This is a genomic window from Pseudomonas veronii (assembly GCF_001439695.1).
GTDB classification, from domain to species: Bacteria; Pseudomonadota; Gammaproteobacteria; order Pseudomonadales; family Pseudomonadaceae; genus Aquipseudomonas; species Aquipseudomonas veronii.
Window position 1 is genome coordinate 46025 of record NZ_JYLL01000027.1, and the last position, 25020, is coordinate 71044.

At 63.2% G+C, this 25020-nt stretch carries 20 protein-coding genes; 13 read left to right on the forward strand and 7 right to left on the reverse strand.

Features of this window, described 5'->3' with window-relative positions:
• Window positions 1-94 precede the first annotated feature (94 nt).
• The 3 genes from TU80_RS24460 to TU80_RS24470 all read left to right on the forward strand — a co-directional run bounded on the left by TU80_RS24460 (window position 95) and on the right by TU80_RS24470 (window position 3955).
• The gene (locus TU80_RS24460) at window positions 95-1357 is read left to right on the forward strand and encodes a serine hydrolase domain-containing protein (RefSeq protein ID WP_026140145.1); all 1263 of its coding nucleotides are present in this window, start codon (window positions 95-97) and stop codon (window positions 1355-1357) included.
• Window positions 1358-1473: 116 nt separating this feature from the next.
• Window positions 1474-2811 (forward strand): alginate export family protein, encoded by a 1338-nt coding sequence (locus TU80_RS24465; RefSeq protein ID WP_057005575.1) that lies wholly within the window; start codon window positions 1474-1476, stop codon window positions 2809-2811.
• A gap of 40 nt (window positions 2812-2851) precedes the next feature.
• The gene (locus tag TU80_RS24470; protein WP_057005576.1) at window positions 2852-3955 is read left to right on the forward strand and encodes a polyamine ABC transporter substrate-binding protein; all 1104 of its coding nucleotides are present in this window, start codon (window positions 2852-2854) and stop codon (window positions 3953-3955) included.
• A gap of 26 nt (window positions 3956-3981) precedes the next feature.
• On the opposite strand, the gene TU80_RS24475 is transcribed toward TU80_RS24470, so the two are convergent.
• The gene (locus TU80_RS24475) at window positions 3982-4593 is read right to left on the reverse strand and encodes a TetR/AcrR family transcriptional regulator (RefSeq protein WP_046383969.1); all 612 of its coding nucleotides are present in this window, start codon (window positions 4591-4593) and stop codon (window positions 3982-3984) included.
• Between the two features lie 98 nt (window positions 4594-4691).
• Entirely contained in the window at window positions 4692-6464 is a 1773-nt protein-coding gene (locus TU80_RS24480; RefSeq protein ID WP_057005577.1) for a sigma-54-dependent Fis family transcriptional regulator, read from the reverse strand.
• A gap of 270 nt (window positions 6465-6734) precedes the next feature.
• Here TU80_RS24480 and TU80_RS24485 point away from each other — a divergent pair, with 270 nt between their 5' ends.
• The 3 genes from TU80_RS24485 to TU80_RS24495 all read left to right on the forward strand — a co-directional run bounded on the left by TU80_RS24485 (window position 6735) and on the right by TU80_RS24495 (window position 10064).
• Window positions 6735-8210, forward strand: a complete 1476-nt coding sequence (locus tag TU80_RS24485) for a benzaldehyde dehydrogenase (protein WP_046483790.1) — start codon at window positions 6735-6737, stop codon at window positions 8208-8210.
• Between the two features lie 57 nt (window positions 8211-8267).
• A complete protein-coding gene (locus TU80_RS24490; RefSeq protein WP_057005578.1) occupies window positions 8268-9035 on the forward strand; it encodes a coniferyl-alcohol dehydrogenase in 768 nt (255 codons plus the stop codon).
• 81 nt (window positions 9036-9116) lie between these two features.
• Complete coding sequence (locus TU80_RS24495; RefSeq protein WP_057005579.1) at window positions 9117-10064, forward strand: SphA family protein; 948 nt, start codon at window positions 9117-9119, stop codon at window positions 10062-10064.
• Here TU80_RS24495 and mhpT read toward each other — a convergent pair.
• Window positions 10061-11290 (reverse strand): 3-(3-hydroxy-phenyl)propionate transporter MhpT, encoded by a 1230-nt coding sequence (mhpT, locus tag TU80_RS24500; protein ID WP_017847936.1) that lies wholly within the window; start codon window positions 11288-11290, stop codon window positions 10061-10063. The two genes, TU80_RS24495 and mhpT, sit on opposite strands and share 4 nt — an antisense overlap.
• A 312-nt stretch (window positions 11291-11602) precedes the next feature.
• Here mhpT and TU80_RS24510 point away from each other — a divergent pair, with 312 nt between their 5' ends.
• Entirely contained in the window at window positions 11603-12928 is a 1326-nt protein-coding gene (locus TU80_RS24510; protein ID WP_057005581.1) for an OprD family porin, read from the forward strand.
• A 4-nt stretch (window positions 12929-12932) separates the two neighbouring features.
• Here TU80_RS24510 and TU80_RS24515 read toward each other — a convergent pair whose 3' ends face one another.
• Window positions 12933-13421, reverse strand: coding sequence for a MarR family winged helix-turn-helix transcriptional regulator (locus tag TU80_RS24515; RefSeq protein WP_046483785.1), 489 nt, complete (start codon window positions 13419-13421; stop codon window positions 12933-12935).
• Between the two features lie 213 nt (window positions 13422-13634).
• Between TU80_RS24515 and TU80_RS24520 the strand changes: the two genes are divergently transcribed.
• The 6 genes from TU80_RS24520 (at window position 13635) to TU80_RS24545 (ending at window position 21788) form a co-directional block, all read left to right on the forward strand.
• Window positions 13635-14465, forward strand: a complete 831-nt coding sequence (locus TU80_RS24520; RefSeq protein ID WP_017847933.1) for a p-hydroxycinnamoyl CoA hydratase/lyase — start codon at window positions 13635-13637, stop codon at window positions 14463-14465.
• A 108-nt stretch (window positions 14466-14573) separates the two neighbouring features.
• On the forward strand, window positions 14574-16022 hold the full coding sequence (locus tag TU80_RS24525) for an aldehyde dehydrogenase (RefSeq protein ID WP_017847932.1): 1449 nt from the start codon (window positions 14574-14576) through the stop codon (window positions 16020-16022).
• Window positions 16023-16084: 62 nt separating this feature from the next.
• On the forward strand, window positions 16085-17959 hold the full coding sequence (locus tag TU80_RS24530; protein ID WP_046383961.1) for a feruloyl-CoA synthase: 1875 nt from the start codon (window positions 16085-16087) through the stop codon (window positions 17957-17959).
• On the forward strand, window positions 17956-19197 hold the full coding sequence (locus TU80_RS24535; protein WP_057005582.1) for a thiolase family protein: 1242 nt from the start codon (window positions 17956-17958) through the stop codon (window positions 19195-19197). Before TU80_RS24530 ends, TU80_RS24535 begins: the two co-directional genes overlap by 4 nt.
• Window positions 19198-19239: 42 nt before the next feature.
• Window positions 19240-20994 carry an acyl-CoA dehydrogenase family protein gene (locus TU80_RS24540; protein ID WP_057005583.1) on the forward strand — a complete coding sequence of 585 codons (1755 nt, stop codon included), beginning with the start codon at window positions 19240-19242 and terminating at the stop codon, window positions 20992-20994.
• A gap of 80 nt (window positions 20995-21074) precedes the next feature.
• A complete protein-coding gene (locus TU80_RS24545) occupies window positions 21075-21788 on the forward strand; it encodes a GntR family transcriptional regulator (RefSeq protein WP_057005584.1) in 714 nt (237 codons plus the stop codon).
• 6 nt (window positions 21789-21794) lie between these two features.
• On the opposite strand, the gene TU80_RS24550 is transcribed toward TU80_RS24545, so the two are convergent.
• From TU80_RS24550 to TU80_RS24560, 3 genes are all read right to left on the reverse strand, one after another.
• Entirely contained in the window at window positions 21795-22745 is a 951-nt protein-coding gene (locus TU80_RS24550; RefSeq protein ID WP_017847927.1) for a PDR/VanB family oxidoreductase, read from the reverse strand.
• A gap of 29 nt (window positions 22746-22774) precedes the next feature.
• Window positions 22775-23836, reverse strand: a complete 1062-nt coding sequence (locus TU80_RS24555; protein WP_057005585.1) for an aromatic ring-hydroxylating oxygenase subunit alpha — start codon at window positions 23834-23836, stop codon at window positions 22775-22777.
• Between the two features lie 247 nt (window positions 23837-24083).
• Complete coding sequence (locus tag TU80_RS24560; protein WP_046383955.1) at window positions 24084-24962, reverse strand: LysR family transcriptional regulator; 879 nt, start codon at window positions 24960-24962, stop codon at window positions 24084-24086.
• Between the last annotated feature and the right edge of the window lie 58 nt (window positions 24963-25020).

A 25020-nucleotide genomic window follows, 5' to 3' on the forward strand; every position in this document is an offset into this window, starting at 1 on the left:
TCGAGTAAAAAGTTTTATTGACTAAAGATAAATATCGGGTAATGATTTCTGTGCATCTGCTCTCATGCAGAGTCATCTCCAGGGTCATCTCCCGATGAGTCATAAAAACCCGTCTTTTCTTGCGACGCTTTACGTCGAGGCCACTGAATCGTCGTCGGCCACTTGCGCGGCCCCTTTGCTGATGCATGGCTTTCCCGCCGAGCCGGAACACCGAGTCACGTGGCACAACTGGATGCGTCCGCCCTTCAGCCAGTGGGGGTTCCGCAACCTGGCGCGCTTGCGCCCCACTATTGACGTACCGGCGGGCCCAGGGCCGGTCGGTACGCTCAAGCAGGCTCCCAATGCGCTGGACCAGCTGTGTTTCGACAGTGAGTGTGGGCTGAGCATCAGCGTTATCGACCACCTCGAGGCCAGCCAGACCGACGCCTTTTTGGTGATGCAGGGCGACACGGTATTGTTCGAGCGCTACTTCAACGGTCAGCAGGCCTGCGACCGGCACATCATGTTTTCGGTGACCAAGTCGCTGATCGGCACCCTTGGTGAACAGCTGGTTTCCAGTGGCGTGCTCGAGCCCGGGTTACCCGTCGCGTACTACGTGCCCGAACTGGTGGGCAGCGCGTTTGGCGATGCGACGGTGCGCCAGTTGTTCGATATGGCGGTGGGCATCGACTACAGCGAGGTGTACGACGATCCCAACTCGGAGAGCTCGCAGTACGGTTACGCCTGCGGGTTTCAACCGGCACCGGCGCAATACGCTCAATTCGAGTCGTTGTACCAGTACCTGCCATCCCTCAAAAAGCGCGCCAGCCACGGTGGCTTTTTCCATTATGTGACCGCGACCACCGAAGCCTTGGCTTGGGTCATGGAGCGCGCCTCGGGCAAGGCCTGCAGTCAGTTGTTGGCAGAAATCTGGAGCCGGCTGGGCTGTGATCGCGACGGCTATTTCATGGCTGATCCCTGGGGACGTAACGTCGCCGGGGCGGGTTTCAGTGCGACGTTAAGAGACATGGCGCGCTTCGGTCGTCTGCTGGCCAACGATGGCTGTCACGAGGGGGTTGAGCTGCTGTCGCCCGAGACCGTGGCACGTATCGCCGCCGGTGGGGATCCGGCGATCTACGCGCAAAATGCCGAGTTCTCCGGCTGGACACCGGGTGCGTCCTATCGAAGCCAGTGGTACGTGTTCAACGATCACAGCCAGGCCCTGATGGCCGGTGGCATCCACGGCCAGTACCTGTTCATCGACAAGCCCTCCGGCGTCGTGATCGTCAAGCAATCGTCGCTGACCGATGCGGTCGGCCCGTTCGATGCCGATAGCGTGCGAATGCTGCGCGCTATCAGCGCTCACCTGAGTCACTGACACACCCCGAAAAATAAGAGTCTTGCGTTCTATTCACCTGGCTTTGCCATGTGTTGGCGGCGCTTTGCGTCGCCATTGACTGCCCTGTAACAACAATAATCACACAGGAGCTTCTTATGGTTTTCATCAAGCGTTTCTCTCGAGCGCTCATAGCGGTCGGCTTACCCTTGACCACCCACGTCGCGTTGGCGGGCTACACCTTTGAGGACGGCGATCTCAAGGGCGAAGTCAACCTCACCGCGGGGGGCGCGACGCTATCAACCCGCGGCGTCAACTTCGGCAGCGGCCGGGTCGATGCGCGCAACGGTAAAAATGGCGGCACCAAGATCGACTGGCAAGAGTTCTACGTAAAACCCGGGGTCAAACTCGAGTATGCGTTGCAACCCGATTTCAGCTTGCTGGCCGGCGGTTCCCTGGTCGCGGCAAGCACGTTCGGCGACGGCGACGCGGGCGGTTTTACCCGCAGTTCCGACGGCAAGGTTGCCGCTGAAGAACTGTACGGCGGGTTCCGCGCCGGTGAGTGGAAGTTAACGGCTGGCCGCCAGAACTACATGGTCGGTACGGGGTTCATCGTCATGGACGGCAACCTTGACCAGCTCAAGGACGGCGCCTACTGGCTGGGCCCTCGAACCGCCTTCAAGGATTCGGCGATCCTGGCCTGGGAACATGGCGCCTTGAAGTCTCAGGCATTCACCCTGCGCACCGACGATGACCTGGGTGATTTCCGCATGACCGGCGTCAACCTCGATTACAACCTCGACGACCAAGTGACCCTGGGCGCCATGGCCATGCGGGTCAACGCCCTGGGGCCCAAAGGCAGCACGCTGCCTCGTCGTCGCGACGGCATGCAGGTGTACAACCTGCGGGCGCTCAATGCCAAGGTGCCCGGCGTACCGGCGCTGACTCTGAATGCGGAGTACGCGTTGGAGCGCGGTAGCGGCGAGGGGGTCGATTACGATGCCAACGCCTGGTACGGCCAGGCCGACTATGCCTTCAGCACGTTGCCGTTGACGCCCGTCATCGGTTATCGCTACGCGAGCTTTTCCGGTGATGACAACCTCAGCGATAACCGCCAGAAAGCCTGGGACCCGTTGAGCAAGGGCTTCGTCGACTGGAGTACGTGGCTCGTCGGCGACGTGGTCGGCAACTACCTGCTGTTCAACAGCAACGAAAATGTCCAACAGTTCTCGCTCAAGACCCACCTCAACGAGACCCTGACCCTCGGCGCCATTCACTACCAGTTCTGGCTCGATGAGAAAAACTACATGGGCGCGGCGGTCCGCGATCGGCGCTTTGCCGATGAGAGCGTGATATTCCTCGACTGGACGCCCACGCCGTCGTTCTATACGTCGCTGTCCTATAACTGGGTCAAACCACTGGCCGCCGCCAAGCAGGTGTTCGGTGACGACCAGACCTTCAGTGCGTTGGAACTGTATTTCACCTATCGCTATTAAGTGCCGCGAGCCTTTGCGGCCGCGCTGGAGTGTTTTTATCATGAACAGTTTTTTGCGTAATACCGTGTTGGGCACTGTCGCTTCGTTGTTGATCAGCGGTTTTTGCCTGGCCGAAGAACGAACCGTAAGGATCTACAACTGGATCGAATACCTGCCGCCGGAAGTGCTCAAGAGCTTCCAGGAAGAGACCGGAATCCGCCCGATCTACGATGTATTCGACAGCGCCGAAACCATGGAGTCCAAGCTGCTGACGGGAAACTCCGGGTATGACGTGGTATTCCCGGGCACCGCCAACCTGGGGCATCTGATCACCGCCGGTGCCGTCCAACCGTTGGACCGCGCGCAGTTGCCGAACTGGCAGCACCTGGACCCCGCGTTCATGAAATCCCTGGAAGCGGTGGGGGACACCGGCAACCGCTACGCCGTACCTTACCTATGGGGCACCACATTGATCGGCTACAACGTCGACAAGGTGCGCAAAGCCCTGGGCGCCGACGTGCAGATGAACAGCTGGGACATCATCTTCAAGGAAGAAAACCTCGCCAAGCTCGCCAGTTGTGGCGTGGGTTTCCTCGACGCCGGCAACGAGATCCTGCCGATTGCCTTGCACTACAAGGGCCTCGACCCCAATAGCCAGAAGCGTGAGGACTATGCGCAAGCCCAGGCCGTGATGATGAAGATTCGCCCTTACGTCACTTACTTCAACTCCTCGCGCTACGGCATGGACCTGGCCAACGGTGATATCTGTGTGGGTGTGGGCTGGTCCGGCGGTGTCGCATTGGCTACGCGACTGGCAGATGCCGCCGGCAAGGGCGTCAAGGTCGAGATGGCACTGCCCAAGGAAGGCGCGCCGATGTGGGCGGACGTGATGATGATCCCGGCCAATGCGCCCGATACTGCAGAGGCCCATGCGTTCATCAATTACATCCTGCGCCCGGACGTGATTGCGCGCATCAGCAACAAGATCGGCTACCCCAACCCGAACAAGGACGCCACTGCGCTGGTGGACGCCAGCATCCGCAACGACCCCAACATGTATGTGCCGGAGGAAGCGCGCAAGACCCTGTTCGCCCTGGAGCCGATCCCGGCCGCCGTGGAGCGCATCCGTACCCGCACCTGGACCGCCATCAAGAGCAACCGCTGATCAGGATGGCCTGACCCCGCAATGGGTCAGGCCTGCATGCCGTAAAACAGCAACTCGGTGATACGCCTGACCTGGGTAGAGTGCGCGTCGATATCCGGGTGTTCCTGGTTCACCAGTCGGAACAGTTGCAGGTGCGAATAGTCGTTCAACAGGAACGCGGCCAATTCCACATCGAGCTGCGGGCGCAGCTTGCCGGCCCGTTGCAATTCCCGCAGCAATTCGCTGATTTCGGCCCTGAGCGCATCGTTCATGGCCCGATAGCCTGCCGGCAGTTCATTGTTGCCACCGAAGAGAATCAGCGGCAGCAGTTCACGCCACAGGCTGGGGTGCATGACTTCCAACGCATAGCCGGTAAGCAGGCGTTCCAGGTGGCAGAGCGCTTCGACCGGGTCGTCTATTTCGTGGATCCGGCTGCGGGTGTCGGTGATCGCGCGTTGATCGGCGTGGTGCAGGATTTCCAGGATGATTTCCTGCTTGTTGCCGAAGTACTTGAACACCGTCGGCGGCGACACCCCGGCCTGGCTGGCGATCTGTTCGATGGTGGTGTTCTGGAAACCCTGGCGCTCAAACAGTTCGATCGCGGCCTTGCTGATAGCTTGCCGGCGTTCGGCTTTCTGACGTTCACGCAGTCCGCTCACAGGAGATCCTTGTCACGAGTAAAAAGAGGGGCGCTTGTCGCCCCGGTATCCCTGCAAAATACTTAATTGGGTAAAGCTTTTAAAGCACTAATTGCCATTCAAGGGGTTTGCCGCTGATGCTTCTTCAGTCGGTAGGCAAATTGAGCGCGGCTGAGCCCCACGAGCCTGGCGGCGGCGGCCAGGTTGCCGGCGTTTTGTTGCAGCGCTTCATTGATCAGGCGCGATTCAAGGCCGTCGATGGAAAACCCCTGGTCCAGCTGGCCAAGGGTGTCCAGCAGTGCAGGGCGGGGCGCTGTGGTGGTTAGCTGCGGCCCGCTATTTGACAGGCTGCCGTGGTCGTCCAGGCCATAGGGATCGGCGGGCATCGGCTCGTTGCGAAACAGGTGCACCAGGTCAATCGCTTGGCCTTCGTCACTGGCGATCAGGCCGCGTTCGATCAGGTTTTGCAGCTCGCGCACATTGCCCGCGAAGTCATAGCGCAGCAAAACCTTCAGGGCGCGCATGGTCAGGCCCGCCGGTGTTCGCGCGTATTCCTGGCAGAAGCGCGTGAGGAATGCGTTGATCAGCAGCGGGATGTCGTCCCTGCGTTCGCGTAGCGGTGGCAGGGCGATGGGGTAGACATTCAGCCGGTAGAACAGGTCTTCACGAAACGTACCGTCAGCCACGGCTTTACGCAGGTCGATATTGGTGGCGGCGACCACGCGCACGTCCACCTTGATACCGCGCACGCCGCCGACCCGTTCGACTTCCCGTTCCTGCAAGGCCCGCAGCAACTTGCTCTGCCCGCCCAGGCTGAGGCTGGTGATTTCATCCAGGAACAGCGTGCCGCCCTGGGCCCGTTCGAAACGTCCGGGGCGCGAGTGCGTCGCGCCGGTATAGGCACCGCGTTCGACACCGAAGAGTTCGGCCTCGATCAGGTTATCCGGAATGGCGGCGCAATTGAGCGCCACGAACGGGCCGTCATGGCGGTGACTGAGCTGGTGCAACTGGCGCGCAAACATCTCCTTGCCCACTCCGGACTCACCGCTGATCAACACCGTTGCCGGGGTCAGCGCGACGCGTTGCAGGGCTTGTGTCGCGGCGTTGAACGCCGCGCTGGCGCCCACCAGCGTTTGCGGCGGGTTGGCCCTGGCGCTGCGGCTCACCGGGTGCTCGGGCGTGGGCGCGAGCGTGGTGCTGGTGACGGCCTGGGACACATTCAGGTAGCGCAGGTCCTGCTCGACGTCACCCCATTGCTCGGCCGTCTTGCCGATCACCCGACAGCTGCGGTGGCCCATGCCACGGCATTCCACTTCGCGGAAAATCACCATTTGCCCGAACAGGCCACTGACGAAACCGATGGCATAGCCGGTTTCAGTCCAGCACACCGGGTCCTGGCCGATGCCGTAGGCGCGCACATGCTCATCGGCCTCGCAGGAGTGGTGCCAGAGGAACTCACCTTCATAGAACCCCGAATCGGCATCGAACTTGAAGTGCAGCGGCTCGACCTTGGTCATGCCCTCCAGGGTGTGCAGGTGTGTCCCGGCGCGAAACACCGCGGCGGCATCGGCCTGTGGCCAGCGCTCGCGTATCAACCGCGCATCCCGCGCGCCGGAGGCATAACCGGTGCGGGTGAACAGGCCGCGCGCCTGCTCCAGGCCCAGGCGTTCGATGACCTCCCCGCGCAGGGCGCCGAACGACGAACTGTGCAGCAACAACATGCGTTGATCGTTGAGCCAGATACGCCCGTCTTCGGGAGAAAAAAACAGGCAGTCGGTCAGTTCCGCCGGCGTGGGCGAGCTGCCGGCACTGAGTTGGCGGCTGTCGCCGCGCGGATGGAAGGCCGCATTGGCCACCCGGTCGTCGGGCAGCGCACTGGGGGGATTAGTCATTGTTATGCCCCTGCAAAGCGAGTGAACGATATGAGTAACTGCTCAGATAGTTATTAAACATAACCTTATCAATTGAACAAGTGGCAGGGCCCCGGTTCTTGCAGGCAACCGCTCGGTGGGGTGTGAGCGCGGCGCGGCGGGCCGCGACCCAGAGCCCTCGACGCGTTACGTCAGCAGCTTTGCGCGCAAGCGGCACAGCCTTTGCTCAAGGCTTGATGCGGCGTTTGCACCCTGTGCAGGCGATGACAATTACAAGAACTCGGAGTTGCCATGTCAGTGTCTGAAACCACTCACTTTCTACAGCGGGCCATTGCGTCCGAATGCCTGTTCAACGGCGATTGGATACCCGCCTCGGGGTCCGTGATCCCAGTGATCGAACCCGCCACCGGCGAACCCCTGATGCGCTGCGCCATGGCCACCCCGGCCGACATCGCCATCGCCTGCCGCAACGCGGCCCTGGCGCAGCCGGCATGGGCTGCATTCGGCCCTCGGGAGCGTGCCGAGGTGTTTCGCAAGGCGGCGGACCTGGCTCAGCAGTCCTTCGCGGAACTGGCGCTGTATGTCGCGCGGGAAACCGGCGGCGCATTGTTCAAGGGTGAACACGAAGTGCGCGAAGCGATAGTGCTGCTGCATCAGGCGGCGGGGCTGTTGTCCCAACCGCACGGGGTGGTGCTGCCCAGTGAAGCCGGGCGCCTGTCCTATGCGCGGCGTCAGCCCCATGGCGTGGTCGGGGTGATTTCGCCGTTCAATTTTCCGCTGATCCTGTCGCTGCGCTCGGTGGCGCCGGCGCTGGCGGCGGGCAATGCGGTGGTGCTCAAGCCCGACCCGCAGACGCCGGTCAGCGGTGGTTTTCTCATCGCCCGGCTGTTCGAGGAGGCGGGCTTGCCCAAGGGCCTGCTGCAGGTGTTGCCCGGCGCTGCGCCGGAGGGGGAGGCGCTGTGCCGCGATCCGAATGTGCGGATGATTGCGTTCACCGGATCCACGGCGGCGGGGCGCAAAGTCGCCGAAGTGGCGGGGCGACACCTGAAAAAAGTCGCGCTGGAACTGGGCGGCAAAAACCCGCTGATCATTCTCGAAGACGCCGACCTCGACCTGGCCGCGAGCAATGCCGCCTGGGGCGCCTGGATGCACCAGGGGCAGATCTGCATGGCGACCGGCTTGATTCTCGCCCACGAATCCATCGCCGAACGCCTCACGCGCAAGTTGGTGGACAAGGCCCGGGCGTTGACGGTGGGCAATGCCGCCCGGGGTGAGGCCGCGCTCGGCCCATTGATCAACCAACGGCAATTGCAGCGCGTACACGCAATCGTCAGCGACAGCCTGCAAGCGGGCGCGCGGTTGGAGGCGGGCGGCGAATATGACCGGTTGTTCTACCAGCCCACCGTGCTCAGTGGCGTGCGTCCGGGTATGCGCGCGTTTGAGGATGAAATCTTCGGCCCGGTGGCCACGGTGGTCAGCTTCGCCACGGACGAGGAGGCCATCGAACTGGCCAACCGCACCGAGTACGGCCTGTCGGCCGCCATCATCTCGCCGTCGGTCGGGCGCGCCATGGCCATCGGCGAGCGGCTTGACTGCGGCCTGCTGCATATCAACGACCAGACCGTGGCCGACGAATGCATCAACCCGTTCGGCGGGCGCGGCGCCTCCGGTAATGGCGGCAGCGTGGGCGGGCCGGCCGACTGGGACGAGTACAGCCAGTGGCAGTGGGTCACGCTGAAAAATACACCGCCTGCCTATCCGTTCTGAGCCCTGGCTCATCGGTTTGATCCACCCATGCCTATACAAAAACAAGAGGGCTTGAACATGAACCTGCAGAACAAAACCTTGATCGTCACTGGCGTCGCTTCCGGCATTGGCGCCGAGCTGGCGCGGCTTGCGCGCTTCCAGGGGGCCACGGTGATCGGCGTTGATCGCCATGCACCGCAACTGACCCTGGATAGCTTCGTCCAGGCTGACCTGGGCGACCCTGCCAGCATCGATGCGCTGGTTGCACGCCTGCCGGCGCGCATCGATGGGCTGTGCAACATTGCCGGCGTGCCCGGTACGGCGCCCTTGCAAGCGGTGGCCACGGTCAATTACCTGGGGCTGCGGCACCTGACTCAATCGCTGCTGCCACGCATGCCGGCGGGCGGCAGCATCGTCAATGTCGCCTCGGTCCTCGGCGCGCAATGGCCGCAACGGCTGGAGCGGCACAAGGCCCTGGCCGCGACGCCAAGCTTCGAGGCAGGGCAGCAGTGGCTGGCGGCCAACCCGGTGGAGCAGGACAACTGTTATCAGTACTTCAAGGAAGCGCTGATCGTGTGGAGCTTCCAGCAATCCCAGGGCTGGTTTCGCGATCACTCGGTACGCATCAACTGCGTCGCGCCGGGGCCGGTGTTTACCCCGATTCTCGGTGATTTCGTCAGCATGCTCGGGCCGGAACGGGTGGCCGCAGACAGCCAGCGCATGACCCGGCCAGCCCTGGCCGATGAGGTGGCGGCGGTGATTGCCTTCCTCTGCTCGGACGCCGCGCGCTGGGTCAACGGGGTCAATCTGCCGGTGGACGGTGGCTTGGCCGCGACCTACGTGTAGCGCTTGCAACGGCGCTAAACCCCGGCGCGGCGCCTCCGCGCCGGGGGTCTTGAACAACAACAAAAATACAGGACATCCAAGATGCTCAAGCCTATCTTGCGGACGGTTGCGGCCATGCCTTTTGTCGCACTGTCATCGATTGCACACGCTTACGACCTGCCCGGGCTCAACCTCGGCAGCACCAGTTTCTACGACGGCTCACCGGCCCCGGCCGGCCCTGGCTGGTACCTGGAGGAATACCTGACGTACTCCCGGGCCAGCCGCTTCAATGACGCCAACGGTCACAAGCTGGCGTTGCCCAAGCAGGACCTGGACGTGGTGGCGCCCACCACGCAGATCATCTACCTCGGGCAACCCCTGGCCAATGGTGCAATGCCGGGACTCACCCTGATCAACACCTCCCTGGTCCACGCAGATGTCGACGACGGTTTGAACAATGCGGCGCTGAGTTCTCGCGCCGGGTTTGGTGATGTGACTGTGGGGCCCTTCCTGCAACTGCCGACCCTGAGCCGCGCCGATGGCAGCCCGTTGTTGACCCAACGTGTCGAAGCCGATATCTCGGTGCCGGTGGGGGCCTATGACCGCAAGCGCTCGATCAACCCAGGCAGCAACTTCTGGTCATTCAACCCGTATTACGCGGCAACGTACTGGTTCAGCCCGAAGTGGTCGGCGAGCGGGCGTTTCATGTACCTGTGGAATGGCAAGAATGATGAGCCGCAGGCCGGCTTTGGGGATGTTTCCGATACCCAGGCCGGCCAGGCGTTGCATGCCAACCTGACCGTGCAATATGCCTTGAGCCAGCAACTGAGCGTGGGGGTGAACGGCTACTGGTTGAAGCAGATCACCGACACCCAGGTGGACGGGCACGCCGTGAGCGGGCGCCGGGAGAAGGTCTGGGCCATGGGCCCAGGCCTGTTATACGCCTTCAACAAGGAGAACGTGCTATCGGTGAACGCCTACTTTGAACAGCAGGCTGAGAACCGCACCGAGGGCAACAAACTGGTGCTCAATTGGCTGCACAAGTTCTAGGCTTTGGTGTGCCCGGCCGCTTCCGGGGTGGACAGGTTCAGTGGCGCCTTACGCACCATGACGGTGATGATAGCCAGCGCCGCGATCGCCAACCCGGGAGAGGTCGCCAGCAGGACGCCTGTGGTGCCCGCACCTGCGGCGAGCAGTTGTCCCGCCGCCAGCGGTCCGGCCACCGAGCCCAGCCGGCCGATGGCCACGGCCGCACCGACACCGGTGGCGCGTACCGCCGTTGGATAGGAGGGCGGTGCCGACGCATAGAGCACCAACTGCGCGGCCATGACGAACAAGCCCGCGGCGAAACCGGCGATGGCCATGGGCACGATGCCCACCGACAGCCCGACCCCGGCCAGGGCCGCGAGCAGCCCGGCATACACGAACAGCACCACTCTGAGGGCATTGCAGCGGTCCAGCAGGACACCGCCGAGCAGCGAGCCAAGGGCGCCGCCGATGTTGAACAGCATCTGCACCATGCCCGCCTGGGGTTTGCTGAAGCCTTGTTCGAGCAACAACGACGGCAGCCAGTTGAGCAGCATGTACATCACAGTCAGGGTGAAGAAGTAGCTGAGCCACAAGGCCAGCGTGGTGCCTGCGCGCCCTTCGCCGAACAGCGCCTGGCGAGTGGAGGGGCGGGCACTGAGGGTATTGTCGAGCTGTTGGCGAAAGGCGTTGGACTCGGGCAGCAGCAGGATCATCAACGGCACGGCCAGCAAGGGCGCCAGGCCGCCGATGATAAAGGTGGTCTGCCAGTGTTCACTGGAAAACATCGCCACCACCGCCGCCAATGCGCCGCCCAACGGCACGCCGCAGTACATCACACTGATGGCGGTGCCCCGGCTGCGTTCGCTGACCGCTTCGGCGCACAGCGCGATCAGGTTAGGCAGCGCGGCACCCAGCCCGAGGCCGGTCAGAAAGCGCACCAACAGCAGGCTCGAGTAGCTTTCGACAAACGCGGTGCAAAGCGAGAACAGCCCGAACAGCAGCACGGCGATCACCAGGATTTTCTTGCGCCCGATTCGGTCGGCGACCCAGCCACCGAAGAACGCCCCCGGCAGCAGGCCAATGATCCCGACGCTGAACACCCAACCGAGCATCTTCGGGTCCAGGGCAAAACTCTGGCGCAACCCCGCGGCGGCGGTTCCGGCGGCTTGCAGATCGAACCCTTCGATCAGCGCAACGATAAAGCACAACGCGATAGTCAGCGTCGAACGACGCGATGGACTGTCCATGGGCAAACCTCATTGTTGTTGTTTTTGTTGTGGTGGCGAGCGCAAGTGGCTGCTGCTGATTAAGATAACAAAGATAACTAAAAAATGAATGGCGTATTAAAAATGCTAAAAACAGTAAATAAGTGCTTTAAATTCATGGTGTTGTGATGCGTGTCAGTGTTCATCATAAAAATAGATAGCTTTATTAATGTTCGATTATCGGTCAGTTGCTGTTGACGAGTGCCGTCGGCTGTTTCCATTCTCTGTTGGCGAAGCCGAACGGGCCGAGCGTGTGCCACCCCCAAAAACAACAACAAAAAATGGACAACGAACATGCCAAAACTCCCGATGGAGGACGCCGTTGCAGTGGCGTCCGTCTCCTGTGTGTCGAACCGCAAGCCAGGCCTGGTCATGGCGTTGCTGGCCTTGAGCGTGTTGCCCTCCCAGCTGTGGGCGGCCGGCTTTATCGACGACAGCCACGGCACCTTGACCCTGCGCAATTACTATCTGGATCGCGACTACAAGGACGACGGTGCAAAGACCGCTGCGCGAGAATGGGCCCAGGCGTTCATCCTCAACCTGGAATCGGGGTACACCCCGGGCCCGCTGGGCTTTGGCCTGGATGTGCGCGGGTTGATGGGGGTCAAGCTCGATTCTTCGCCGGACCGCAGCGGCACCGAGTTGTTGCCGGTGTCGGCCAGCGACAAGCGTGCCGCCGATGAGTACTCGCGCCTGGCGCCGACCGCCAAGATGCGGTTTGCCCAAACCACCGTGAAGACCGGTGACGTGTCGATCTTCCTGCCGTTCGCCTTTGCCAGCCCGTCGCGCCTGCTGCCGCAAACCTTTCGCGGCACCACCTTGAGCTCCAAGGATATCGACGGCCTGACCTTCAATACCGGCTATATCGACCGCATCAACAAACGCGACTCCACCAGCTACCAGGCCATGACCATCGCCTCGCCCAACCGGCGTTTCAACGCCACCGCCACCACTTCGCACCTGGCTTACGTCGGCGGTGACTACCAGGTCAACAAAGACCTCAGCCTGCGCGCCTATCACTCGCAGATAGCCGACCTCTACCAGCAGGACACCCTGGCGTTGCTGCACAATCTGCCCGTGGGCGATGGCGTGCTCACCAGCGACTTGCGCAGTTTCTTCAGTCGTGAGGACGGCAGCGCCAAGGCGGGGAACGTGGATAACCGCAACCTCTCGGCGTTGTTTGGCTACCGCCTGGGCGGTCACAAATTCAGCCTGGGCTACATGCATTCCAGTGGGGAGACGGCCACGCCCTATATCTCCGGGACGGAGCTGATGGGCATGAGCGAACTGACCATGAGTTCGGACTTTCTCAACGCCAAGGAGCGCACCTGGCAGGCGATCTACGACTATGACTTCGCGGCTTCCGGTTTACCGGGCCTGAAGGGCCGGCTGCGTTACGTGCGCGGCGATAACATCGAGCTGGCGGCATTCAACGCCGAGGATCGCAAGGAGCGCGAGTTCCAGATGGAGCTGGGCTACGTGATCCAGAGCGGCCCGCTGAAGAACGTCGGGCTGCTGGCGCGCAAGTCGATCTATCGCAATGACTTCCCGGCTGGCGCGGCATTTCGCGATGAAAACCAGACCCGTTTCCTGGTGCTCTACACCGTGGCGCTCTGGTAAGCCGTCAGTCCTGATACACCTTCTTCAGCAAGCGCAGCAGCTCTGCACGTTCCTCACCGTCCAGGGCTGCGGTGGAGTCCAGGTCACTCTGGACGGCGATCTCTTTGAGCGCCTTGAGCAGGGTTTCGCCGGTCTTGCTGAGGAAGATCCCATAGGAGCGCTTGTCTGGTTTGCAGCGCACACGCACGGCGAGGGCGCGGCTTTCCAGCTTGTTCAGCAACGGCACCACCTGGGGCGGCTCAATCGCCAGCGCGCGAGCCAGGTCGGTCTGCATCAGGCCGGGATTCTGCTCGATGATCGCCAGGGCCGAGAACTGAGCGGGGCGCAGGTCGTGCTCGGCAAGCCGACCGATCAGGTTCTGGAACAGCTTGAGCTGCGCACGCCGTATGGCGTAGCCGATCAGGTCGTCCAGGGCCGAATCCAGCGGCGCACGCCCCTCGGTGGTGTCGGGCAGGGCCAGGTTGGCGTCGGCGATGTTGGAAGGCTTGGCCATTGACAGTGCAATCCTCAGAAGGTGGAGGTTAAGAAAGCTATCTAGTTTGCCGAGGTTCGCGAGCCATGGCTATGCCGGCTTTTCATAACGCCCGAGCGGCTTAGGTTTTACAAGGGGAAAATATTGGTTATCAAGGTTAATAGTTAATTGACATAACTATATTTGCGGTTTAATTTCGAATCATCTTCCAACCAAGAACAAGAGCGTACCGTCATGAGCAATTACGAAGGCCGTTGGACCACCGTCAAGGTTGAAATCGAGGAAGGCATTGCCTGGGTCATTCTCAATCGCCCGGAAAAACGCAACGCCATGAGCCCGACCCTGAACCGCGAAATGATCGACGTCCTGGAAACCCTGGAGCAGGACCCCGACGCCGGCGTACTGGTACTGACCGGTGCCGGTGAAGCCTGGACCGCCGGCATGGACCTCAAGGAATACTTTCGCGAAGTGGATGCCGGCCCGGAAATCCTCCAGGAGAAAATCCGCCGCGAAGCCTCGCAATGGCAATGGAAACTGCTGCGCATGTACGCCAAGCCCACCATCGCCATGGTCAATGGCTGGTGCTTCGGCGGCGGCTTCAGCCCATTGGTGGCGTGCGACCTGGCGATCTGCGCCGACGAAGCCACCTTCGGCCTCTCGGAAATCAACTGGGGCATCCCACCGGGCAACCTGGTGAGCAAGGCCATGGCCGACACCGTGGGCCATCGTCAATCGCTGTACTACATCATGACCGGCAAGACCTTCGGCGGGCAGAAGGCCGCCGAGATGGGCCTGGTCAACGAAAGCGTACCGCTGGCGCAACTGCGCGAAGTGACCATCGAACTGGCGCGCAACCTGCTGGAGAAAAACCCGGTGGTGCTGCGGGCGGCCAAGCATGGCTTCAAGCGTTGCCGCGAACTGACCTGGGAGCAGAACGAGGATTACCTCTACGCCAAGCTCGATCAGTCGCGCCTGCTCGACACCGAAGGCGGCCGCGAGCAGGGCATGAAGCAGTTCCTCGACGACAAGAGCATCAAGCCCGGCCTGCAGACGTACAAACGCTGAGGCTAGTCGGCGAATGGCGGGCGCATCCCGCTGTTCGCCGCCTCACCCTGGCGCTACTGTGACATCGCTTGAATGCATTCCCCATAAAGACAATAAAGAGGAATCACCATGCTGGACGTGCCCCTGTTGATCGGCGGCCGGTCGTGCCCCGCCCGTGACGGTCGAACCTTCGAGCGTCGCAACCCGGTGACCGGTGAAGTGGTTTCGCGGGTTGCCGCCGCGACCCTGGACGATGCCGACGCCGCCGTGGCCGCAGCCCAGGCGGCGTTCCCCGGCTGGGCCGCGCTGGCGCCGAATGAACGCCGCACCCGGTTGCTCAAGGCGGCCGAGCACTTGCAGGCGCGCAGCGCCGAATTCATTGCCGCCGCCGGCGAAACCGGCGCCATGGCCAACTGGTATGGCTTCAACGTGCGCCTGGCCGCCAACATGCTGCGTGAAGCGGCGTCGATGACCACCCAGATCACCGGTGAAGTGATCCCCTCCGATGTCCCCGGCAGTTTCGCCATGGCCCTGCGTCAGCCGTGCGGCGTGGTGCTGGGGATTGCGCCGTGGAATGCCCCGGTCATCCTCGCCACGCGCGCCATCGCCATGCCGCTGGCCTGCGGCAATACCGTGGTGCTCAAGGCTTCGGAGTTAAGCCCGGCAGTGCATCGCCTGATTGGCCAGGTCTTGCAGGATGCCGGGCTGGGCGATGGCGTGGTCAACGTCATCAGCAACGCACCGGCCGATGCCGCCGCGATTGTCGAACGGCTGATCGCCAACCCGGCGGTGCGCCGGGTCAACTTCACCGGCTCGACCCATGTCGGGCGGATTGTCGGCGAACTCTCGGCGCGTCACCTCAAGCCGGCCTTGCTGGAACTGGGCGGCAAGGCGCCGCTCCTGGTGCTCGACGACGCCGACCTGGATGCGGCGGTTGCCGCGGCAGCGTTTGGTGCCTACTTCAACCAGGGGCAGATTTGCATGTCCACCGAGCGCCTGATTGTCGATGCCAAGGTCGCCGATGCGTTTATCGCCAAGCTGACCGCCAAGGTCGCCAGCCTGCGCGCCGGTGACCCCGCGGCGGCGGATTCGGTCTTGGGTTCCCTGGTGGATGCCAGCGCCGGTACGCGCATCAAGGCCCTGATCGACGATGCGCTGGGCAAGGGCGCACGGCTGGTCGCGGGCGGCCAGTTGGAGGGCAGCATCCTGCAGCCGACCCTGATCGATGGCGTCACCGAGAACATGCGCTTGTACCGCGAAGAATCCTTCGGCCCGGTGGCGGTGTTGCTGCGCGGTGACGGTGATGAAGCACTGCTGCGCCTGGCCAACGACTCCGAGTTCGGCCTGTCGGCGGCGATCTTCAGCCGCGACACCGGGCGTGCGCTGGCGCTGGCGCAGCGGGTGGAGTCGGGCATTTGCCACATCAACGGGCCGACCGTGCATGACGAGGCGCAGATGCCCTTTGGCGGGGTCAAGTCCAGCGGTTACGGCAGCTTTGGCGGCAAGGCGTCGATTGAACACTTCACGCAATTGCGCTGGGTGACCTTGCAGAACGGGCCGCGGCATTACCCGATCTGAGCAGGCGTCGCGACATAACAATAACAAGGCGGCTGTGATCCGCCTTGCTGGAGGACACCCTTGTGAGTTCCGAATTCAGACCGCAACCCCAGCCCGCACCGCGCTACCGCGAGGTCTCCATCGGCCACGCCCCGGTGGCGGTCACTGAAGAGCAGGGCGTGCTGCATATGCGTTCCCTGGAGCCATTGGCCGAGTTGCCGGCGCGCTTGCTCGATCGTCTGGTGCATTGGGCCCGGGTGCGTCCCGAACAGACCTTCATCGCCGCACGCCAGGCCGATGGTGACTGGCGTCGCGTCAGCTACGCGCAGATGCTTGAGAGCGTGCGGGCGATTGCCCAGGCCTTGCTGAGTTACGGCCTGTCGGCAGACAAGCCGCTGGCGTTGCTGTCGGGCAACGACATCGAGCATCTGCAACTGGCCCTCGGTGCGATGTACGCCGGTATCCCTTACTGCCCGGTGTCGCCGGCGTATTCGTTGTTGTCCCAGGACTTCGCCAAGCTGCGGCATGTATGCGACTTGCTGCAACCGGGGCTGGTGTTCGTCAGCGATGCGGCGGCCTACCAGCGCGCGATCGACGCGGTATTGCCGGCCGAGACGCCGCTGATCTGCGTGCGCGGCCATGTGCCGGGACGCACCCAGGTCAGCTTCGCGAGCCTGCTGCAAACCCCGGGCGGCAGTGCGGCCGATCAGGCGTTCAATGCCACCGGCCCGGACAGCATCGCCAAGTTTCTTTTCACCTCGGGCTCGACCAAATTGCCCAAGGCGGTGATCACCACGCAACGCATGCTCTGCGCCAACCAGCAGATGCTGTTGCAGACGTTTCCGGTGTTCGGCGAAGAGCCGCCGGTGCTGGTGGACTGGTTGCCGTGGAATCACACCTTCGGCGGCAGCCACAACGTCGGCATCGTGCTCTACAACGGCGGCACCTTTTACCTCGACGCTGGCAAGCCCACGGCCCAGGGGTTTGCCGAGACCCTGCGCAACCTCAAGGAGGTGTCGCCCACGGCCTATCTGACGGTGCCCAAGGGCTGGGAAGAGTTGGTCAGCGCCCTGGAGCAGGATGCCGAGTTGCGCGAGTGCTTTTTTGCGCGAATGAAATTGTTTTTCTTCGCCGCCGCGGGCCTGTCGCAAAGTGTCTGGGACCGCCTCGACCGGGTGGCCGAACAGCACTGCGGAGAACGCATCCGCATGATGGCCGGGCTGGGCATGACCGAAGCCGCGCCATCCTGCACCTTCACCACCGGGCCGTTGTCCATGGCCGGCTATATCGGTTTGCCCGCGCCGGGCTGCGAGGTGCGCCTGGTGCCGGTGGACGGCAAGTTCGAAGGGCGCTTTCGCGGGCCGCACATCATGCCGGGGTACTGGCGGGCGCCGGAACAAACCGCCGAGGTGTTCGACCCGCACGGCTTCTATTGTTCGGGGGACGCGATCAAGCTCGCCGACCCGAATCGGCCGCAACTGGGGCTGATGTTCGACGGGCGCATCGCCGAGGATTTCAAACTGTCCTCCGGGGTGTTTGTCAGCGTCGGGCCGTTGCGCAATCGCGCGGTGCTGGAAGGCTCGCCGTATGTGCAGGACCTGGTGATTGCCGCGCCGGACCGCGAATGCCTGGGCGCCCTGGTCTTCCCCAGGCTCTACGAATGCCGCCGGCTGGCGGGCTTGAACGCCGACGCGAGCGACGCCGACGTACTCGCCAGCGCGCCGGTGCGCCAATGGTTCGGCGACTGGTTGCAGCGCCTCAATCGCGACGCCACCGGCAATGCCAGCCGTTTGGAATGGATTGCCTTGCTCGACGAGCCGGCGTCTATCGACCGTGGGGAAATTACCGACAAGGGGTCGATCAACCAGCGTGCGGTACTGCAATGGCGCGCGGCCAAGGTCGAGGCGCTGTATCGCGGTGAAGATGCTGCGATCCTGCGTGCCGAGCCCAAGCCTTGAGCGGCGTGGGGCAATATTCGGCGTTTGCCGACGTGGCGATTTACGAGGCGCTACGCACGCCGTGGGTCGACCTCGGTGGCGCCTTGTCCCTGGTCTCGCCCATCGACCTGGGGATCAAGGTCGGCCGTGAAGTCCTGGCCCGTGCCGGTATCGACCCGCTGGCGGTGGACAGCGTGCTGGCCGGCTCCATGGCCCAGGCCAGCTTCGATGCCTATTTGCTGCCGCGGCATGTCGGGTTGTACTGCGGCGTGGCGCAATCGGTCCCGGCGCTGGGGGTGCAGCGCATCTGCGCCACGGGTTTCGAGCTGTTGCGCCAGGCCGCTGAGCAACTGCGCGACGAGGTGCAACTGGCCTTGTGCGTGGCCAGTGAGTCGATGTCCCGCAACCCGATTGCGGCCTACACCCACCGGGATGGGTTTCGTCTCGGTGGCGAAGTGCAATTCAAGGATTTTCTCTGGGAAGCCCTATACGACCCGGCCCCGGGGCTGGACATGATTGCCACCGCCGACCACCTGGCGCGCCGCCATGGCCTGAGCCGCGAGGCCGTGGACCGTTACGCCTGCGCGAGCCATCAGCGTGCGTTGCAGGCGCAGCGTGACGGCGCGTGGGCTGAAGAGATCGTGACGGTCGATAACCAAGTGTTCGAGCTGGAGGGGTATCAGCCGCGTGGCATCAGCCTGGCGCGCCGCGCCGCTGCCGTCACCCAGGACAGCCACCCACGGCCCACCGACCTTGCGGCCCTGGCACGCTTGCGCGCCGTGCATGCCAATGGCGTGCAAACCGCTGGCAACAGCTGCGCGGTGGTCGATGGTGCGGCGGCAGCCCTGGTCGGGCGCGCCTCGGCCTGCCCGCGTGTGCCCCTGGCCCGGCTGCTGGCCAGCGCGGTGGTCGGTGTGGCGCCGGAGTTCATGGGCATCGGTCCGGCGCCGGCGATCCGCTTGCTGCTGCATCGGAGCGGGTTGAGCCTGGATGACATCGGCCGTTTCGAGATCAACGAAGCGCAGGCGGCCCAGGTATTGGCGGTGGCCCAGGAACTGGAGCTGGACAGCACCCGGCTCAACGTCCAGGGCGGTTCGCTGGCGGTGGGGCATCCATTGGCTGCCACCGGCCTGCGTTTGGTCATGACGCTGGCCGGGCAATTACGCCGGCACAACCTGCGCTACGGGATTGCCGCTGCGTGCGTCGGCGGTGGGCAGGGCATGGCGTTGTTGATCGAGAACCCGGCCTATCGCGGTTGAGCGTTCAACGGTGTAACTCCTTTTTATTCGATGAGGTTTGCCATGTGGAGCTATCAGGCGCCGCTGCGCGATATGCAATTTGTGCTTGAACATTGGCTGCAAGCCCCCCAGGCGTGGAGCCATGTTCCGGCGTTCGAAGCGTTGGACATGTCTCTCGCCGTTCAAGTGTTGGAGGAAGCGGCGCGCTTCAGCCAGGGGGTGCTGGCGCCCCTGAACAGTAGCGGCGATCGTCAAGGCTGTCGCTGGAACGCCGGCCAGGTCAGCACGCCGGACGGTTTCGCCGAGGCCTATCGCGCCTATGTCGACGGTGGCTGGCCGGCCTTGGCGTGCGCTGAAGGGCAGGGCGGCCAGGGGTTGCCGCAACTGCTCGACGCGGCGCTGCAAGAGATGCTCTACGCCTGCAACCACGCGTGGGCCATGTACACCGGGATCGCCCACGGCGCCTACCTCTGCCTCAAGACCCACGCCGCGCCCTGGTTGCAGGCGCGTTACTTGCCCGAGATCATCAGTGGGCATGCCTTGCCCACCATGTGCCTGACCGAACCCCAGGCCGGCAGCGATGTCGGGTTGCTGCGCTGTCGCGCGACCCCCGAGGGCGATGGCCGTTATCGCCTGCAGGGCAACAAGTTGTTTATCTCCGGCGGCGAGCACGACCTCACGCCCAATATCCTGCACCTGGTACTGGCGCGCCTACCCGATGCGCCGCCGGGCAGTCGCGGCCTTTCACTGTTCCTGGTGCCCAAGCGACTGGACGACGGCCAGGCCAACGCTGTGCATTGCGACGGCATTGAACACAAGATGGGCATCAAGGGCAGCGCCACGTGCTCGCTGGTGTTCGACGGCGCCCTAGGCTGGCTGATCGGCGACGCCAACCGCGGCCTGGCGGCGATGTTCGTGATGATGAACTCGGCGCGCCTGCATGTCGGCCTGCAAGGCCTGGGGCATGTCGAGGCGGCTTGGCAGAACGCTGCGCAATACGCCGCCGAGCGCGTGCAAATGCGTGCGCCGTCGAGGCCGCAAGGGGCATCGGCCCAAGCGGCTGACCCTATCCGTTATCACCCGGCGATGCGCCGCGTGTTGCTGGAGTTGCGCACGGCCAGCGAGGGGATGCGGGCCATCGGTTATTGGGCCGCGCATTTGCTCGATCAGGCCGAGCATGACCCGGACCCGCAAGCACGAGCGTGCGCCGGTCAACTGGCGCAGTTGCTGACGCCGATCATCAAGGCGTTTTTCACCGAGCAGGGTTTCCGTCAGGCGAGCAATGCCTTGCAGGTCTTCGGCGGTTACGGCTACGTCGCCGAGTTCGCCATCGAGCAAACGCTGCGCGACAGTCGCATTGCGATGATCTATGAGGGCAGCAACGAGATCCAGGCCAATGACCTGCTGCTGCGCAAGGTGCTGGGCGATGAGGGGCGAGCCTTCGACTTGCTGCTGGCAGTGCTGCGCACCGAGGCCGGGCAGGGCGGCCAATGCGCCGCGTGTGCAGGTTTCGCCGACGCGCTGGGCAGCCTGTGTGACGCGCTGGCCCGTGTGGTCGAGGCCATACGTGAACGGGCGCTGGAAGACAGCGAGTACCCCTATCGGGCCGCGCCGGACTTTCTCCAGTTATGCGGCGTGGCCCTGCTGGCCCTGGCATGGGCGCGGGCCGCTCGGGTTTCCCGGGCATTGCCCGAGGACGATCCGTTGCGCGCCGCCAAGCTGCAAAGCGCCGGGTTCTTTTTCGATTACCTGCCGTCCCGGTTGGCGCAGCACCTGGGCGCGATAGACGCGGCACGCGCGGCGTTGGCGTTCGTCTGACGGAGGGCGGATGCTTACGGTACTACTTGCGGTACTACTAGCGGTACTATGGCGACCCACGTTTTCTGGAAGTTGCCTGGATGAGTAAACCCGGTCAATTGGTGCTGGTTGCACTGCGCAAGATGATCGCCAGCGGCGAGTTGGCGGCGGGCGAGCGGCTGATGGAGATTCCCACGGCGCAACTGTTCGGTGTGTCACGCATGCCCGTGCGTATGGCGTTCCGTACCCTTGAGCAGGAAGGGCTGCTGGTGCCGTTTGGCGGGCGTGGGTATCAGGTGCGTTCGGTCAGCCCGGACGACATTGCCGGCGCCGTCGAAGTGCGTGGCGTGCTCGAGGGCCTGGCTGCGCGTCAAACCGCCGAGCGCGGGTTGTCCGACGTGGCGCGTGCCACCCTCGAGCGCTGCCTGGTGGAAGGCGATCAACTGTTCGACAAAGGGTACGTGACCGAGGACGACCTTGAGGTCTATCACGACCTGAACATGCGCTTTCACCGCGTCATCGTTGAAGGCAGCCACAACCCGGCGATCGCCGACGCACTGGCACGCAATGATCACCTGCCGTTCGCATCGGTCACCGCGCTGGCGGTGGATCGCGACGACATGGTCCGCGAATACCGGCGTTTCAACTATGCCCACATGCAACATCACTCGGTCTTCGATGCCCTGGTCAATCGCCAGGGCGCGCGGGCCGAAGCGATCATGCGCGAACACGCCAACGCGACCTTGCGCTATGCCGAGATCTTCGGTTCCGCGACCGCCAACGCGCGGATGAAGGTCATTTTGCCCACGGCGTGACGCCTTTCAGAGATCGAGCACCAGCAGCGGGGTTTTCGCGCGCGAGCAGCAGGGGGTGAACTGGTCGTTCAGCGCTTGTTCCTGCTCGGTGAGGAACAGGTCGCGGTGCTCCGGTATGCCTTCGAGCACGCGGGTCAGGCAGGTTCCGCAAATCCCTTGTTCGCACGACACGGCAATCTCGATACCGTGGCTTTCCAGGACCTGGACCACGCTCCGGTCGGCGGGTACGTCGAAGACCTGGCCGCTGCTGGCGAGCTTCACCGAAAACCCTGCGTCGAGGCTGCTGTCCAGCGGCGCCGCAGCGAAGTATTCGCGGTGCAGGCATTCCTCCTGCCAGCCCTGGGCCCGAGCGCTGTCGAGCACATGCTGCATGAAACCGCCGGGGCCGCACACATACAGGTGGACGTTGGCGTCGGGCGCCGCCAGCACCTGGGCGGTGTTCATTGCCGTATGGGGCTGCTCGTCGAAATGCAGGAACACGCGTTCGGCGAACGATGAGTCCTTGAGGCGTTGCACAAAGGCGGCGCGTTCACTGGCGCGGGCGCAATAATGCAGTTCGAAGTCAGCTCCGACATGGGCCAGGCGCTCGGCCATGCACAGGATCGGGGTGATGCCGATGCCGCCGGCGAACAGCAGACTGCGTCGGGCTTCGTGCGCCAGCGGGAACAGGTTGCGCGGTTCGCTGATCTGCAGGCGGGCGCCCTTCTGTATGTGTTCGTGCAGGCAACGGGAGCCGCCACGGGAGGCCGGGTCGTTGAGCACGCCGATCAGGTAGCGATGCCGTTCTTCCGGGTGATTGCACAGGGAATATTGACGGACCACGCCGTCGGGCAGGTACACGTCGATATGCGCGCCAGCGCTGAAGGCCGGCAGCGCCTGGCCATCGACGCGGGCCAATTCAAAGCTGCAAATGTCCTGGGCTTCGTTGTTGCGGGATACCACCACCACATCGATCATGTTCAGTCCTCGTAGCGTTAGCGCGCGGTTCAGGCGCGGGTCGTGGTGATCAGTTGCGGCGCGGGGGCGCGCTCCTTGGCGATCAGCCGTTCGAGGACCTTGCGTGACTGCACGCCACCGGCATCGATATTGAGCTTGAGCAGATTGCGCGTCGGGTGGGCCAGCAGGTTCTGTTGCTGGCGTTCAAGCATCTCCAGGTCTTCGCTGAAAATCTTGCCCTGGCCTTCGCGAATGCTGGCGGTCAGTGCCTGGTCCTGAGGGTTGAAGTTGCGCGCCATGCCCCAGAAGTACCAGATCGATGTCTCGGTTTGCGGGGTGATGAAGTCCACCACGATGCTCGCGGCCTTGTGCTCGGGCGCGGCGTGGTAGCCGCCCTTGCCGGCGTGGGCCACGCCGACTTCGATCAGTACATGGCTGGGCGGGGTGAAGCGGCAGATCTGCCAGCGGTCCACCGGCACGTCATCGGCGAGGTTATTGCCACGCAGGGCCATGCGCCAGAACGGCGGGGCCATGATGTTTTCCATGTGGCGGGCGGTGACGACTTCATCGCCTTCGACCGTGGTCACAGGCGGCGCTTCGTCGATTTCCTTCTGGCCGATGCTGGAGGCGTGGACGTAGGTTTCGTGGGTCAGGTCCATCAGGTTGTCGATCATCAGGCGGTAGTCGCACTGGATGTCAAACAGACCGCCGCCATAGGCCCACTGGTCGCTCACGGCCCATTCCAAGTGGTGGATCAACGCCGGGTCGGCCAGGGCCTGATCGCCGGGCCACACCCAGATGAAACCGTAGCGTTCCACCGCGGCGAAGGTCTTGTTACAGGGAAACCCGCGCACCCGCTGCCCGGGCATTTCGACGGTCTTGCCATCGTCCCCCATGACCAGGCCATGGTAGCCGCAGACCAGCTTGCCGTTCTCCACATAGCCCAACGAGAGCGGCGCGCCGCGGTGCGGACAGAAGTCCTCGACAGCCACGACGGCGCCTTCCAGCCCGCGATAAAACACCATTTTTTCCCCGCATATCTGCCGACCCAGCGGCTTTTGCGCGATTTCATCGGGGGTGCAGGCGACATACCACGTGTTCTTGGGGTACATGGTGACTCTCCAGGCGAGTGATTGTTCTTATTTAATGGATCCATTAAATGAAGTGCGTCACTTGGAGTCAACCTGTGGTTCGGCAATGCCGAGATTTATTTGGGCGATTATCGATCAGTTTTTATTTACTGGATCCATAATGCGCGCTTGCCTGGCTGCCACGCCGTGCGGCCCGAGCACCTCGCCGCTCACGCTGGACAACGCCGGCGTGACGGCGCGGAGCGTTTGCAGGGCCCTGGGCGCAGGCTCACTCGGTGTTTGTCGCCATCAGAAAGTTGCGCACTTCACCGGTGATATGGCTTTTGCTGCCTTGTTCGAGGATGCCGACCGTTCGCTGCTCCACCGCACCCGGTAACGCCAGGACACGCAGCTGTGGGTCGTGTTGCCAGTCGAAGTTTCTGAGCAGCGGAATAATCGCGATGCCGACGCGTTGTCGGACTAGTTCCGCGATGCCGATGATTGAGTTCAGTTCAAGGATCTGCATGGGCTCGATCGCTTCCCGTCGGAAAAAGCGCTCCACTTTTCGGCCCACGGCGGTGGTTCTGTCATAGCGAATGAACGGCTGTGTCCTGAGCAGTTCAATGGCATCGTCGGTGCCCTGCGAGTGGGTTGCGCTGACCAACAACACCAACGGTTCTTCGTACAACCTTGTCCAGCTCAAGCCTTTGAAGTCCTGGCGTGTGGCCTCGATCAAGAGCGCGGCATCCAGTTCTCCGGTGAGAACCCGGTGCGCCAGTTCGTCCGAGCGCGCGGTCACCAGGGTGACGGACACCTTGGGATAAACCTCCTTGAGCCTGACCAGGCAGTTGGCGAGCAAGCCCATTGCCGAGGTGATCCCGCCGATCGTCACATCGCCTTCCATCGTGAGGTCAGTATCGTCGCCGGCGACCATGGCCGCGTAATCGTCGACCAGCTTCTTGGCTTTGGGCAGCAACAGCAGGCCTTCACGGTTGAGCTTGACCTGACGCTGGCTGCGATCGAACAGAGGGCGCCGGATCTCATCCTCGAGCGCACGCATTTGTTGCCCGACGGCGGCATTGGTCAGGGACACTCGATCTGCTGCGGCAGCAAAACTGCCGTATTGCGCGACGGCAATGAAGGTTTTCAGAAAACGGATGGTACTCATTGGGTGTTTCCGACGGGTTCAGTGCCAGGGATGGTAAAGGGTTTGTTTATGTTGGATA

Excerpts from the sequence above, each read along its gene's own strand:
- TU80_RS24520 (WP_017847933.1), top strand. The coding sequence starts at position 13,635 with ATGAGCAATTACGAAGGCCGTTGGACCACCGTCAAGGTTGAAATCGAG.
- TU80_RS24545 (WP_057005584.1), top strand. The coding sequence starts at position 21,075 with ATGAGTAAACCCGGTCAATTGGTGCTGGTTGCACTGCGCAAGATGATC.
- TU80_RS24485 (WP_046483790.1), top strand. The coding sequence starts at position 6,735 with ATGTCAGTGTCTGAAACCACTCACTTTCTACAGCGGGCCATTGCGTCC.
- TU80_RS24555 (WP_057005585.1), bottom strand. The coding sequence starts at position 23,836 with ATGTACCCCAAGAACACGTGGTATGTCGCCTGCACCCCCGATGAAATC.
- TU80_RS24510 (WP_057005581.1), top strand. The coding sequence starts at position 11,603 with ATGCCAAAACTCCCGATGGAGGACGCCGTTGCAGTGGCGTCCGTCTCC.
- TU80_RS24540 (WP_057005583.1), top strand. The coding sequence starts at position 19,240 with ATGTGGAGCTATCAGGCGCCGCTGCGCGATATGCAATTTGTGCTTGAA.
- TU80_RS24550 (WP_017847927.1), bottom strand. The coding sequence starts at position 22,745 with ATGATCGATGTGGTGGTGGTATCCCGCAACAACGAAGCCCAGGACATT.
- TU80_RS24525 (WP_017847932.1), top strand. The coding sequence starts at position 14,574 with ATGCTGGACGTGCCCCTGTTGATCGGCGGCCGGTCGTGCCCCGCCCGT.
- TU80_RS24465 (WP_057005575.1), top strand. The coding sequence starts at position 1,474 with ATGGTTTTCATCAAGCGTTTCTCTCGAGCGCTCATAGCGGTCGGCTTA.
- TU80_RS24460 (WP_026140145.1), top strand. The coding sequence starts at position 95 with ATGAGTCATAAAAACCCGTCTTTTCTTGCGACGCTTTACGTCGAGGCC.
- TU80_RS24480 (WP_057005577.1), bottom strand. The coding sequence starts at position 6,464 with ATGACTAATCCCCCCAGTGCGCTGCCCGACGACCGGGTGGCCAATGCG.
- TU80_RS24470 (WP_057005576.1), top strand. The coding sequence starts at position 2,852 with ATGAACAGTTTTTTGCGTAATACCGTGTTGGGCACTGTCGCTTCGTTG.
- TU80_RS24495 (WP_057005579.1), top strand. The coding sequence starts at position 9,117 with ATGCTCAAGCCTATCTTGCGGACGGTTGCGGCCATGCCTTTTGTCGCA.
- TU80_RS24560 (WP_046383955.1), bottom strand. The coding sequence starts at position 24,962 with ATGAGTACCATCCGTTTTCTGAAAACCTTCATTGCCGTCGCGCAATAC.
- TU80_RS24490 (WP_057005578.1), top strand. The coding sequence starts at position 8,268 with ATGAACCTGCAGAACAAAACCTTGATCGTCACTGGCGTCGCTTCCGGC.
- mhpT (WP_017847936.1), bottom strand. The coding sequence starts at position 11,290 with ATGGACAGTCCATCGCGTCGTTCGACGCTGACTATCGCGTTGTGCTTT.
- TU80_RS24515 (WP_046483785.1), bottom strand. The coding sequence starts at position 13,421 with ATGGCCAAGCCTTCCAACATCGCCGACGCCAACCTGGCCCTGCCCGAC.